The sequence below is a fragment of the Inmirania thermothiophila genome, from assembly GCF_003751635.1.
Lineage (GTDB): Bacteria > Pseudomonadota > Gammaproteobacteria > DSM-100275 > DSM-100275 > Inmirania > Inmirania thermothiophila.
Window position 1 is genome coordinate 620,905 of the sequence record NZ_RJVI01000002.1, and the last position, 11,935, is coordinate 632,839.

An 11,935-nucleotide genomic window follows, 5' to 3' on the forward strand; every position below is an offset into this window, starting at 1 on the left:
TCAGGCGGCCCGCGCCGGCGCCGCCAGCACCGGCAGCCGCTTGACCGCCACCAGGTAGACGAGGATCTCGAAGGCCACCAGCCCCACCGTGACCAGGATCTCCTCCGCGGACGGGAAGTAGACGTAGCCCGGCCTCGCGAGGAAGCCGATGAGGAAGGCGTTGAGCCGGTAGAGCGCCCCGGCCAGCCCCAGCGAGAGGGCGGCGAGGAACAGCCACGGCGCCCGCCGCCCCAGCGGCCCGGCCAGCACCACCACCGGGAAGACGAACAGCGCCGTCTCCAGCAGGAAGAGGTTGCCGCGCAGATCCCCCGCCAGGGCATCGCCCAGCGCGCCCCGCATCGCCAGGTCCCCGAGGCGCAGCGCGAGGTAGGCCACCGTGAGCCCCAGCGCGCCGCGCCCGAACCCCGTCAGCAGCGGCTTCTCCAGCTCGTGCCGAAGCCCCGCCGCGGCCATCGCCGACTCGAAGATCACGATCGCGAGCCCCATCAGGATCGCGGTCAGGAGGGCGAAGAACGGCTGCAGCGCCATCGACTGCCAGAGGGGGTGGATCTTGTACCCGGCCGAGATCAGGAGCGAGCCGAGCGAGGACTGGTGCATGGTCGGCAGCACGAGCCCGAGGGCGATGAAGAGGAAGAGCCAGCGCTCGAGCCGCCGCCGCAGCCGCGTCCAGCGCGCCGCCTCCGCCACCACCGGCAGGAACTCGACGGCGAGGACCAGCACGTAGGTGAACACGCACAGGCCCACCTCCAGCATCACCGAGTTCACGTTCACCTGCCAGGGCAGGAACATGTTGTAGAAGTTGCCGTAGCGCCCCATGTCGATGAACGCGGCGGCGCCGCCGAGGCCGTAGCCGAGCAGGCTCGCCAGCAGCGCCGGGCGCACCAGCGGGTGGTAGCGCCCCTTGTTGAGGACGTAGACGGTGAAGGCCACCACGTAGCCGCCGCAGGCGAAGGCGGTGCCGATGACGATGTCCGCCACCACCCAGAGCCCCCACGGGTAGCCGCCGTTGAGGTGGGTCACCGCCCCCAGGCCCAGCGCGAAGCGCTTGGCCAGGATGAGGCCGGCCACCGCGGCCAGCGCCGCCAGCACCAGGGTCGGGATCGTCAGCAGACGGCCGCCGACGGGACGTGCCTCGCTCATCGCTCCTCCTCCCTGCCGTCGTCGCGGCCCACCTCGCCGCGCCGCTCGACGTTGCGCCGCACGATCCAGGCCAGCCCCGCGAAGGCCGCCACGGGCGCGGCGAAGCCCTTGTAGAGGGTGTGCTGCACGGTCTCCGAGATGGAGGCGTAGGACCGCTCGGGCAGCCGCGGCAGCCCGAGGTACTCGTGCGGCACCCCCGTGAGGTAGAGCACCTGCGTGCCGCCGAGCTCCTTCTCGCCGTAGATGTGCTGGACGTAGCGCGGCGCCGGGCGCACGTGCCCGACCCCGGCCCCCACCCGCTCGCGCGGATAGCGGTAGGGCTCACCCGGCTTAAGGGCGAGCCGGCGCCGGGCCTCGGCGAGCAGCTCCTCGCGGGTGCCGAAGAGCGACGCCCCCGTGGGGCAGACCTCGACGCAGCCCGGCAGCAGCCCCTGGTCGAGGCGCGCCACCCCGGGCTGGTTGCAGAACTCGCACTTCTGGATCCGCCCGTAGGGCTCGTGGAACTCGTACTTGGGCACGTCGAAGGGGCAGGCGTAGACGCAGTAGCGGCAGCCGATGCAGGCGTCGGGGTCGTTGGTCACCACCCCGGTCTTCGGGTCCTTGCGCATGGCGCTGACCGGGCAGACCGAGACGCAGCTCGGGTCCACACAGTGCAGGCAGTGCCGCTTGACGAAGGCGTAGCCGTCCTCTTCGTCGTCCTTGTTGCGCGCCGCGCCCCGCTTCCAGACCTTGATGACGTTGCGCGTCCTGCCGGAGAGGTCGCGCGGGGCGTCCCACTGCGTCTCCTCGCCCATGGGCTCGGGCGGCATGCCGTTGATCCGCTTGCACGCCGCCATGCAGGCCTTGCAGCCGACGCACAGGGTCGAGTCGTAGAGCATGGCGTAGCCGTCCGGGATCGGCTCGAGATTGGGACGCGCCGCCGCCGGGGCGGCGGCCCCGGCAAGCCCCAGCCCGCCGGCCGCCTTGAGGAAGTCGCGTCGCTTCATCCCCCGCCCTCCTCAGGCCTCGCCGTCCTGCCCGTCCTGCGGCTTCTCGGCCGCGGCGAGCCGGCGCGTGGCCATCGCCGCGGCCCCCACCACGACCCCGCCCACCGCGCCGAGCAGGGCCGCCGCGGTGGGCGTGACGCCCTCGCCCACGGGCTCGTCCACGCGCGGGAAGGTGGCCGGCGGGGCGTAGGTCTTGACCTCGGCGAGCTCGTGGATGGCCTTGGTGAAGCCCACCCCCTGCTCGGTGCAGCCGAAGCAGGGGTGGCCCGTGCCCACCGGCCAGCTGCCCACGCCGACGTCGCCGAAGAGGATCTGCGGGCAGTTGGCGTAGGTCTCCGGCCCCTTGCAGCCGAGCTTGTAGAGGCACCAGCCCTTGCGGTGCCCCTCGTCGCCGAACTGGCGGGCGAAGCGCCCGGCATCGAAGTGCGCCCGACGCTCGCAGTTCTCGTGGATCAGCCGCCCGTAGGCGAAGCGCGGACGCCCGTAGGCGTCGAGCTCGGGGGCCTTGCCGAAGGTGAGCAGGTAGAGGACGGTGGAGAGGAAGTTGTACGGGTTGGGCGGGCAGCCCGGGATGGTGATCACGGTCTTGCCGGCGAGGACCTGGGGCGCGCCGCGGGCCCCGGTGGGGTTCGGCCCACTGGAGGGGATCCCGCCCCAGGAGGCGCAAGAGCCGATGGCGAGGATCGCCGCCGCCCCCTCGGCCGCCTCGCGCACGTGCTCCAGCATGGTCCTGCCCGCGATCTTGCAATAGACGCCGTCGTCCTTCGTGGGGATGGCCCCCTCGATGACGAGGACGTACTTGCCCCAGTTGGTCTTCATGGAGTCCCGCTTGGACTTCTCGGCCCAGTGCCCGGCGGGCGCGCACAACGTCTCGCTGTAATCCAGGGAGACGGTGTCCAGGATCAGCGCCTCCAGGGTGGGGTGCTCCGCCCGCAGCAACGACTCGGTGCAGCCGGTGCATTCCTGGCCCGAGAGCCAGATCACGGGCGGCCGGCGCGGCGCATCCGCCGCCTCCACCATGCGCGCAAAGCCCGCCGTGGTGAGCCCCATGGTCCCGGCCAGGGTGCCCATGAACTTCATGAAATCGCGCCGCGAGCAGCCGATGCGCGCGGCCGCCGCGGCACCGAGATCCGTGCGCTCGATGAGCTCCTCGATGTTCACCGCTGTCTCCCCCGTTTCCGCAGATGCCGACCCGGACGCCGGGGCCGGGCATGGCTCCAGCCCATCGCGGAACAAGATCCGTGCCAATGCGGCGCGCCGCCGCGCGCCCACGCAAAAACGGGGACTTGCCGCAGTCGTTGGAGGGCGCCGCCGGATCGCGCCTGCTCAGAGGCCTTCCGATCCGGCCGCGGAGGTGGTCACGGCGTTTCCGGCGCCTCGAAGAGCAGACCGCGCAGCAGCGCGCTCACCGGCGAGGCGGGATCGGCCAGGGTCTCGACGATGGAGAAGTGGTGGCGGCCCGGCACCTCCACCGCCTGCACCCGGTGACCCGCGGCGCGGGCGGCGTCGGCGAAGGCCGACTGCTGGCGGCGGAACTCGTCGCTCTCGGCGCCGCCCACGGCAAGCACCAGCCACCGCGGCGGCACCCCCGCGGCGAGGTGCAGCGGGCTCGGCCGCGCCACGTCCTCGGGCGCGAGCCGCAGGTCCGCCTCCAGGTAGGAGAGGCGGATGGGCTCGAGGTCGTAGACCCCGCTCAGGCACAGGGCGCCCCGGACCAGCTCCGCCGGCACCCCCGGGTGCTGCTGCCAGGGGGTGAGGAGCAGCATCGCCGCGAGGTGAGCGCCGGCCGAGTGCCCCGCCGCCACGATGCGCCCGCGGTCGAATCCGAGCCGCGCCGCACCCTCCCACAGCCACAGCGCCGCCTCGCGCACCGCGGCCACGATCTCGTCGAGCGGCGCCTCCGGCGCCAGCGGGTAGCGCGGCAGCGCCACCGCCGCGCCCGCCTCCACCCACGGCACCGCGAGGAAGGAGAAGAGGTCCTTGTCGAGGCTTCGCCAGTAGCCGCCGTGGACGAACAGCAGCAGGGGCGCCCCCGTCCTTGCGGGCGGGAAGTAGTCGAGCTCGCAGCGGGGGCACGCACCGTAGGCCAGGTCCCGCTCCGCCCGCAGCCGCGCCCGCGCCGCCGCGCTCGCCGCCTCCCAGCGGCGGAAGTACGCCCCGTGCTCCGGCACCGCGGCGCGCGCGTCGTACTGGGCGTCCAGGGCCGCCCGGTCGTAGCCGCGATAGACCGGCCCGCCCATCCCCGCTCAGGCGCAGAGCCCCGGATAGAGGGTCCAGACGATCACGCGCCGATCCTCCTCCTCGGTGCGCGCCAGGGCCACGATGCCGCCGTTGCGGAAGCGGATCACGGCCGGCTCCGGCGCGCCCGTGACCAGGTAGGCCGCGAGCCGCTCGAGATGCGGCAGATGGCCCACGATCATGACGTCGCGCTCGTCGTGGAGCTCGGCCGCGATGCGGGCGGGGTCGGCCTGCGGCCCCAGGTGGCGCTGCTCGGCCGTCCCCTCCGGCGGCGCCAGCGCCTCGGCGAGGATCGCCGCGGTCTCGGCCGCCCGGAGCCTGCCGCTGTGCAGGATGCGCCGCGGGCGCACCCCGATGCGTGCCGCCGCCTCGGCCACCCGCCGCACCTCCGCGGCGCCGGCCTCGGTGAGGGGCCGTTGCGGATCCTCCGCCTCGCTCTTCGCCCGCCCGTGCTGGACCAGGTAGAGCATGACACGCCTCCCCCTCCGCCGCCCCCAATTCTAGCCCCGCCTCGCGGCCGCCGCGGGCGTGGCCTAGACTGGGGGCGACAGGCCGGAACGGAGCGAAGGCGATGGAGGAGAAGGGGGGCTACCAGGGACCGGAGCGGCGGCGCTACCAGCGCCGCGAGAACCCGGACCGGCGCGCCATGGTGCGCTACGAGCCGGACAAGACGCCGCGGCGCAGGCTTGCCGACCGGCGGCGGGCCGCCAGCGTATGGGACGGCCGAGAGCGCTTCTGAGTCAGCCGCGGGCGCGGAACGGGATGATCTCGGCGCCCCGCGCCGGGGGGACGTCCTCTGCGCGGCGCGCCCCGCCGCCCGCACCCAGCAGCGCCCCCAGGAAGAGACCGATGGCCACGCCCAGCCAGAGCATCAGCAGCCCGAACAGCATGGTCTTGCCCCCCGTGCCTTGCGGATTGCGCCCCGCGGCGCGCGGCCTCCCGCCCCCGTCCCTGGCCTCCCTGAGGACCGTCCTCAGCATATCATAAGCAAATCCTGCGCCAAGGCCGCCGGACCGCACCCGGATCCAGCAGGATCAGGCCCGTGCGCCATCCCGCCGCGACCGCCTGCGGCAACCTCCCGCCGCCCGCCTTGCCGGTTCCGGGAGCCGGTTCCCGCTGCCGGGAACGGTTCGTCGGCGCCGCGCCTGCGGCACGCCGCCCTAGGCCGCCTCGGCGAGGAAGCCCCGCAGCGCGTCGAGGACCGCGTCCGGGGCCTCCACCATGAGCATGTGCCCGGCCCCCGGGACCACCACCTCGCGCACCCCCGGCAGGGCGTCGAGGAGCGGCCGCGCCGCACGCGGCGGGGTCATGCGGTCGGCGCCGCCGAGGATCGCCAGCACCGGGCAGCGCACCCGGCGCGCGCGCTCCAGCCCCGCCGCATAGGCGTTGCAGGCGGCGAGGTCGGTGTAGAGCACCCCCGGAGCGGCCCGCTCCAGGAGGCGGATCCCCGCCCCCAGCATCCACATCCCCGGCACCGGGTGGCCGCCCAGGTGCATGGCGCTCCCGTGGCCCCACAGATTGACCATGTCCAGGGCGGCGTGGTCGTCGGCCCGCGCCGCGGCGAGCAGCGCCTCGTTGACCGCCATGGGAAAGGTGGTCCCCACCAGCACCAGCGCGGCGGCCCGGTCGGGCTCCGTCGCCGCCGTCTCCAGCGCCACCAGCGAGCCCATGCTGTGCCCGGCCAGCACCGCGCGGCCCGCCCCGGCGGCCTCCAGCAGCGCCGCCGTCCACCCCGCCAGGTCCTCGATGCGCGGCAGCGGCGGCCCCTCGGAGCGCCCGTGCCCCGGCAGGTCCACCGCGAGCACGCGCCAGCCGTGGTGGGCGAGGTACCGGCTCTGCCACAGCCACACCGTGTGGTCCTGGGCGGAGCCGTGCAGCAGCACGACGGCCGGCCGCGCGGGGTCGTCCGGCCGCCCGCCGGTGTAGACGTGGACCCGCCGCCCCTCGACCCTCAGCTCCATGGTGCCCTCCTCACTTCTGCGCCGCGCGCAGGGCGGCGGCCAGATCCTCGATCAGGTCCTGCGCATCCTCCAGCCCCACCGAGAGGCGGATGAGCCCCTCGTCGATGCCGGCCTCGCGCAGCGCCGCGGGGTCCATGCGGTGGTGGGTGGTGCTGGCGGGGTGGATGACCAGGGAGCGGGCGTCGCCCACGTTGGCCAGGTGCGAGAAGAGGCGCAGCCGCTCGATGAAGCGCCGCCCTGCCTCGCGCCCGCCGCGGATCGCGAAGCTGACGATGGCCCCGGCCCCGCGCGGGAGCAGCCGCGCCGCCAGCGCCCGGTCCGGATGGTCGGGGTGCTCGGGGTAGCGCACCCACGCCACCGCCTCGTGGCCGGCCAGGAACTCGACGATGCGGCGGGCGTTGTCCACGTGGCGCGCCATGCGCAGGGGCAGGGTCTCCAGCCCCTGCAGGATGTGGAAGGCGTTGACCGGGCTCATGCAGGCGCCGAAGTCGCGCAGCCCCTCGCGGCGGGCGCGGGCGATGAAGGCGGCCGGCCCGTACTCCTCGGCGAAGTCGAGGCCGTGGAAGCCCTCGTAGGGCTCGGTCAGGGTCGGGAAGCGCCCCGAGGCCTCCCAGTCGAAGGTGCCGCCGTCCACCAGCAGGCCGCCGATGGCCACGCCGTGCCCGCCGAGGAACTTGGTCGCCGAGTGCAGCACCATATCCGCCCCGTGCTCCAGGGGGCGCAGCAGGTAGGGCGTGGTGAGGGTCGAGTCCACCAGCAACGGCAGCCCCGCCGCGTGCGCCACCTCCGCCACCGCCGGGATGTCCAGCACCTCCAGGCCCGGGTTGCCGATGGTCTCGGCGAAGACCAGGCGCGTCTCGGGGCGGATGGCGCGGCGGAAGGCCTCCGGATCGCGGGGGTCGACGAAGGTGGTCTCGATGCCGAAGCGCGGCAGCGTGTAGGCGAGCAGGTTGTGCGAGCCGCCGTAGAGCGAGCGCGAGGCGACGATGTGCCCGCCCGCGCCCATCAGGGTCGCCACCGCGAGGTGCAGCGCCGCCTGCCCGCTCGCCGTGGCGACGGCGCCGACGCCGCCCTCGAGGGCGGCGATGCGCTCCTCGAGCACCGCCGTGGTGGGATTGGAGATGCGCGAGTAGACGTGCCCCGGGCGCTCGGCGTTGAACAGCGCCGCGGCATGGTCGGTGTCGCGGAAGACGAACGACGTGGTGAAGTAGATGGGCGTGGCGCGGGCGCCGAAGTCGCCGTCCGGCCGCTGCCCGGCGTGCAGGGTCAGGGTGTCGAAGCGCGGATAGTTGGGACCCCCCATCGTTCCCCCTCCCTCGGTCGAGGCCGCCTACTCTAGCGCGACCCGCCTCCGGCCGCGAGCCGGCGGCGCAGGCGGGCGCAGCGCCGCGCCCGCGCCGGCCCCGGCGGCAGCCGCTCGGCCCAGGCGAGCGCGGCGGCGAAGTCGCGGCGCACGTGCTCGTGGTACTTGGCCAGCCGCTCCACGGCGCCGGCATCCCCCACCGCCGCCAGCCGCCGCCACAGGGGGAGCGCCGCCTCGGTGCAGCCGGCGCGGCGCAGCAGCTCCGCCCGCTCGCGCATGGCGGCCACGCCCTCGGCGGCGGCGATCACCGCGCAGGCCTCGGCGAGGCGCCCGGCGCGGGCCAGCGCCCGCGCCACCCCCACCCCATCGGCGCCGTGGCGGTGCGGTGCGCGGTGGGCGTGCGCCAGGCGCGCGAGGAGCTCGGCGAGCACCGCGACGTCGCGGCGGTTGTGGGCGACGACGCGGGCCACGGTCGCGGCCTCGCCGAGGCGCAGCCAGGCGAGCCACGCCGCCGGGGCCTCGCTGCCCGGCAGGTCCCCGCGCCGCGGCCGCCCCAGGATCTCGGCCTCCACGCGGGCCAGGCGGCAGTCGGCGAGGCGATGGCCCCAGGCCCTGCGCACCCCGTGGAGGAGGTCGATGTGGCCGCGGTGCGCCGGCAGGGCCACCCCGGCGAGGCGGGCCCGCGCCTGGATCAGCGGCAGGTCGAAGCTGCGCCCGTTGTAGCTCACCAGCGCCGCCCCCCTGAGCCAGGGTGCGGCCGCCTCGTAGAGCGCGGCCTCGCCGGCGAAGGCGGTGAGCAGGAGCTGGCGCAGGCGCAGCGCCCCGCCCTCGATGCGCGCAAGCCCCAGGAGGAAGACCGCGGTGCCGCTCCCGCCGGCGAGCCCCGTGGTCTCGGTGTCGATGAAGACGAGCTCGTCCGGCGCCACCCCTGCGGCCTCGGGCAGCGCCTCGAGCGGCGCCGCGGCGAGCGCCCGCGGCAGCGGCAGGCGGGCCTCCAGCGCGAGCAGCCCGGGTGCCGGCTGCCGCGCCCCGAGCCGTGCCGCCAGCGCCCGCTCGGCGGCGGCGCGGCGCCGCCGCTCCCGCTCCGCCAGCCCCCCGAGGGGGGCCGGCCGCGGCGCGCCGGCCTCGCGGCGCAGCCGCGCCAGCCGCGCGCTAAGGTCCGTCACCGGCGAGCAGCTCCAGCACCCGCAGCGCCGCCGCCCGCGGCGTGCGCACCCCGGCCTCGTCGCCCGCCAGCACCGGGCCGACGCAGGCCGGGCAGCCGGCCCGGCAGGCGCACTCGCGCACCAGCGCCAGCGCCCCCGCCACCACCTGCGCCCGCGCCTCGTACAGCGGCTCCGACAGGCCGATCCCGCCGGGATAGGCGTCGTAGAGAAAGACCGTGGGCCGGAAGCGGGCGAGCGCCCCCGCCTCCAGCGCCGACCCGTCGGCGCCGCGGATGCCGCCCCGCCCGTCGGCCCCCACCACCGAGCACCAGCCGGCCTCGCCGTCGCCCACGGCGCGGCCGAGGTCGCGCGGCTCGGCCATGAGGTGCAGCGCGGCCACGTGGTGGAGGGCGTAGGCAGCCCCGAGGAAGCCGTCGAGGGCCTCGTCGCGCGAGGCGAAGGCGCGCTCGAGGGCCTCCGGGTCGAGCTGCCACCACGCCGCCGTGGTGTGCATCTCCTGGTCCGGCAGCCGGACCTCGCCGTAGCCCACGTTCTCGTGGCTGTAGTAGCGGATCTTCTTGTAGCCGGCGACGCGGCGGACGAGGTGGACCTCGCCGTGGGCGGCGACGGCGGCGCCCCAGCGCGCGGCCGCGCAGCGGTCGAGGATGCGCAGCCGCGCGTAGTCGATGGCCTCGGTGTAGTAGTCGGCGCGGGTCGGCCGGACGTAGGCCTTGCGCCCCGTCCAGTCGAGGCGCTCCACCTGGTAGGGGCGGGCCTGCACCAGGTAGATGGCCCCCTCGTAGAGGGTCACGGGGGCGCTGGCGTAGTCCACCTCCGCGATGACCCGGCCGCCGTCGGCGCTCTCGTCCACGACCACGAAGTTGCCCTCCGCCACCGAGCGCAGGCTCACCGAGTTGGCCGGATAGCTGTCGGCGATCCAGTGCCACCGCCCGCCCTCGCGGTAAAGCACGCCCTGGGCCTCGAGGTAGGCCAGCAGCTCGCCCACGTCCACCCCGCCGAAGCGCTCGCCGTCGCGGAAGGGCAGCTCGAAGGCGGCGCAGCGGACGTGGTCGAGCAGGATCAGGAGCTGGTCCGGGTCGATGCGCGCCCGCTCCGGGCTCGCCTCCAGGAAGAACTCCGGGTGGCGGATCACGTACTGGTCCAGGAGGTCGCTCCCCGCCACCAGGACCCCGAGGGCGGGCCGCCCCCGGCGCCCGGCGCGGCCGAGCCGCTGCCAGGCCGCGGCGACGCTGCCGGGATAGCCGTTGAGCACGGCCACGTCGAGGCCGCCGATGTCGACGCCGAGCTCCAGCGCCGAGGTGGCCACGACGCAGTGCACCGCGCCCTCGCGCAGGGCCCGCTCGGTGGCGCGCCGCGCCGTCGGCAGGTAGCCGCCGCGGTAGCCCGCCACCCGCGGCGGGCGACGCGGATCGCGGTCGAAGACGTCCTTCAGGTAGCGGGTGAGGATCTCCACCATGAGGCGCGTGCGCGCGAAGACGATGGTGCGAAGCCCCGCCCGCACCGCGGCGCGGGCGATGCGGGTGCTCTGGGAGCGGGCCGAGGCGCGGATCCCGAGGTCGGGATTGACCACCGGCGGGTTCCACAGCAGCAGGTGGCGCGCCCCCGCCGGCGCCCCGCTCTCGGTCACCGCCTCCACCGGCGCCCCCACGAGGCGCTCGGCGAGCTCGCGCGGATTGCCGATGGTGGCCGAGCACAGGATGAAGACCGGCTCCGCACCGTAGAAGCGGGCGATGCGGCGCAGCCGCCGCAGCACGTTGGCCACGTGCGAGCCGAAGACCCCGCGGTAGACGTGCAGCTCGTCCACCACCACGTAGCGCAACCCCTCGAACAGCCGCGCCCACCGGGTGTGGTGCGGCAGGATGCCCTGGTGGAGCATGTCCGGGTTGGTGACCACGATGTCGGCGCGGGTGCGGATGGCGCGGCGGGCATCGCCCGGGGTGTCGCCGTCGAAGGTGTCGGCGCGGACCCCGAGCCCGCCCGCCTCGTCGAGGGCGAGCAGCTCCGCCACCTGATCCTGGGCCAGGGCCTTGGTGGGGAAGAGGTAGAGCGCCCGGGCGCCCCCGCCGAGCACCGCCTGGAGCACGGGCAGGTGATAGCAGAGGGACTTGCCCGAGGCCGTGGGGGTGGCCACCACCACGTGCCGCCCCGCGGCCACGTGGGCCCAGGCCTCGGCCTGATGGCTGTAGAGGGCGCGGATCCCGCGCGCCGCAAGCGCCGCCTCCAGGCGCCGGTCGAGCCCGCCCGGCAGGGGTGCGGTGCGCGCCGGCCGCGGCGGCAGGGTGACGGCGGCGGTGATGCGGTCGCGGTAGCGCCGGCCGAGCCGCGCCGCCAGGCGCGAGACCGGATCCGGCGCGGCGAGCTGCTCGGCGGGCGCGGACATGGGCGATCCTCCGCGGGCGCCGCCCCGCGATACCCGCCCCGAGGACGCGGCATCGGCGGCGGCCCGGCGCGCGTGTTCTCATTCCGTTCTCTGGTAGGATCATAGAGAACACGGGGAGAACGGACAAGGGATGCACGACCTCAGGGGACGCCGGCGGGAGATCCTCGAGCGGCTCCTCGCCCGCGCCCGCGCGGGCGCGCCGCCGCCGACCCTCGACGAGCTCTGCGCCGAGCTCGGCCTGCGCTCGCGCGGCGCGCTGCATCGCCACGTGCAGGCGCTGGTCGCGGCGGGCTGGCTGGAGCCGCCGCGGGGGCGCCCCGGGCTGCGCCTCAGCGCGCGCGCCTTGGCGGAGGCGGAGGGGCTGCCGCTGCTCGGCCGCATCGCCGCCGGCCGCCCCATCGAGGCCGTCGCCGACCCGCGCCGCGTCCCGGTGCCCCCCGCACTGCGCACCGCGCGCCCCTGCTACGTTCTGGAAGTGCGCGGCGACTCCATGATCGAGGACGGGATCCTCGACGGCGACTGGGTCGTGGTGGAGGCGCGCGAGCACGCCCGCAACGGCGAGGTGGTGGTGGCCCTGATCGACGGCGCCGAGGCGACCCTCAAGCGCATCGAGCAGCGCCCGGGGGAGGTGGTCCTCCACCCCGCCAACGCGGCCATGGCGCCGCTGCGCTACGCGCCGGAGCGGGTGCGCATCCAGGGCGTGGTGGTGGGCCTGATGCGGCGCTACTGACCCGGCCCCGGTCCGCGCCGCGCCACGGCCA

Annotated in this window: 12 protein-coding genes; 2 read left to right on the forward strand and 10 right to left on the reverse strand. The window is 75.6% G+C overall.

Annotated features, from left to right (window positions below; translation table 11 throughout):
• From hybB to sixA, 5 genes are all read right to left on the reverse strand, one after another.
• Positions 1 to 1,140, reverse strand: coding sequence for a Ni/Fe-hydrogenase cytochrome b subunit (gene hybB / locus EDC57_RS08650; RefSeq protein ID WP_123401464.1), 1,140 nt, complete (start codon positions 1,138 to 1,140; stop codon positions 1 to 3).
• Entirely contained in the window at positions 1,137 to 2,126 is a 990-nt protein-coding gene (gene hybA, locus EDC57_RS08655; RefSeq protein WP_123401465.1) for a hydrogenase 2 operon protein HybA, read from the reverse strand. Before hybA ends, hybB begins: the two co-directional genes overlap by 4 nt.
• A 12-nt stretch (positions 2,127 to 2,138) precedes the next feature.
• Positions 2,139 to 3,287, reverse strand: a complete 1,149-nt coding sequence (locus EDC57_RS08660; protein ID WP_245995197.1) for a hydrogenase small subunit — start codon at positions 3,285 to 3,287, stop codon at positions 2,139 to 2,141.
• A gap of 197 nt (positions 3,288 to 3,484) precedes the next feature.
• On the reverse strand, positions 3,485 to 4,366 hold the full coding sequence (locus tag EDC57_RS08665; RefSeq protein WP_123401466.1) for an alpha/beta hydrolase: 882 nt from the start codon (positions 4,364 to 4,366) through the stop codon (positions 3,485 to 3,487).
• A gap of 6 nt (positions 4,367 to 4,372) precedes the next feature.
• Positions 4,373 to 4,834, reverse strand: coding sequence for a phosphohistidine phosphatase SixA (gene sixA / locus EDC57_RS08670; RefSeq protein WP_123401467.1), 462 nt, complete (start codon positions 4,832 to 4,834; stop codon positions 4,373 to 4,375).
• Positions 4,835 to 4,935: 101 nt separating this feature from the next.
• Between sixA and EDC57_RS12815 the strand changes: the two genes are divergently transcribed.
• Entirely contained in the window at positions 4,936 to 5,103 is a 168-nt protein-coding gene (locus tag EDC57_RS12815) for a hypothetical protein (RefSeq protein WP_170165085.1), read from the forward strand.
• A 1-nt stretch (position 5,104) separates the two neighbouring features.
• Here the strand turns inward: EDC57_RS12815 and EDC57_RS12820 are convergent, their stop codons facing one another.
• The 5 genes from EDC57_RS12820 to EDC57_RS08690 all read right to left on the reverse strand — a co-directional run bounded on the left by EDC57_RS12820 (position 5,105) and on the right by EDC57_RS08690 (position 11,174).
• Positions 5,105 to 5,254: a hypothetical protein gene (locus EDC57_RS12820; protein ID WP_170165086.1), complete on the reverse strand. Its 150-nt coding sequence runs from the start codon at positions 5,252 to 5,254 to the stop codon at positions 5,105 to 5,107.
• Positions 5,255 to 5,524: 270 nt separating this feature from the next.
• Complete coding sequence (locus tag EDC57_RS08675; protein WP_123401468.1) at positions 5,525 to 6,325, reverse strand: alpha/beta fold hydrolase; 801 nt, start codon at positions 6,323 to 6,325, stop codon at positions 5,525 to 5,527.
• A 10-nt stretch (positions 6,326 to 6,335) separates the two neighbouring features.
• The gene (locus tag EDC57_RS08680; protein WP_123401469.1) at positions 6,336 to 7,628 is read right to left on the reverse strand and encodes an O-acetylhomoserine aminocarboxypropyltransferase; all 1,293 of its coding nucleotides are present in this window, start codon (positions 7,626 to 7,628) and stop codon (positions 6,336 to 6,338) included.
• 32 nt (positions 7,629 to 7,660) lie between these two features.
• Positions 7,661 to 8,794: a ribonuclease H-like domain-containing protein gene (locus EDC57_RS08685; protein WP_123401470.1), complete on the reverse strand. Its 1,134-nt coding sequence runs from the start codon at positions 8,792 to 8,794 to the stop codon at positions 7,661 to 7,663.
• Entirely contained in the window at positions 8,781 to 11,174 is a 2,394-nt protein-coding gene (locus tag EDC57_RS08690; protein WP_123401471.1) for a DEAD/DEAH box helicase, read from the reverse strand. The genes EDC57_RS08685 and EDC57_RS08690 overlap by 14 nt, the downstream gene beginning before the upstream one ends.
• 130 nt (positions 11,175 to 11,304) lie before the next feature.
• Between EDC57_RS08690 and lexA the strand changes: the two genes are divergently transcribed.
• Complete coding sequence (lexA, locus tag EDC57_RS08695; RefSeq protein WP_123401472.1) at positions 11,305 to 11,904, forward strand: transcriptional repressor LexA; 600 nt, start codon at positions 11,305 to 11,307, stop codon at positions 11,902 to 11,904.
• The last annotated feature ends 31 nt before the right edge of the window (positions 11,905 to 11,935 follow it).

Coding starts and splice junctions, on each gene's coding strand:
- hybB (WP_123401464.1), bottom strand. CDS start 1,140: ATGAGCGAGGCACGTCCCGTCGGCGGCCGTCTGCTGACGATCCCGACC.
- hybA (WP_123401465.1), bottom strand. CDS start 2,126: ATGAAGCGACGCGACTTCCTCAAGGCGGCCGGCGGGCTGGGGCTTGCC.
- EDC57_RS08665 (WP_123401466.1), bottom strand. CDS start 4,366: ATGGGCGGGCCGGTCTATCGCGGCTACGACCGGGCGGCCCTGGACGCC.
- sixA (WP_123401467.1), bottom strand. CDS start 4,834: ATGCTCTACCTGGTCCAGCACGGGCGGGCGAAGAGCGAGGCGGAGGAT.
- EDC57_RS12815 (WP_170165085.1), top strand. CDS start 4,936: ATGGAGGAGAAGGGGGGCTACCAGGGACCGGAGCGGCGGCGCTACCAG.
- EDC57_RS12820 (WP_170165086.1), bottom strand. CDS start 5,254: ATGCTGTTCGGGCTGCTGATGCTCTGGCTGGGCGTGGCCATCGGTCTC.
- EDC57_RS08675 (WP_123401468.1), bottom strand. CDS start 6,325: ATGGAGCTGAGGGTCGAGGGGCGGCGGGTCCACGTCTACACCGGCGGG.
- EDC57_RS08680 (WP_123401469.1), bottom strand. CDS start 7,628: ATGGGGGGTCCCAACTATCCGCGCTTCGACACCCTGACCCTGCACGCC.
- EDC57_RS08690 (WP_123401471.1), bottom strand. CDS start 11,174: ATGTCCGCGCCCGCCGAGCAGCTCGCCGCGCCGGATCCGGTCTCGCGC.
- lexA (WP_123401472.1), top strand. CDS start 11,305: ATGCACGACCTCAGGGGACGCCGGCGGGAGATCCTCGAGCGGCTCCTC.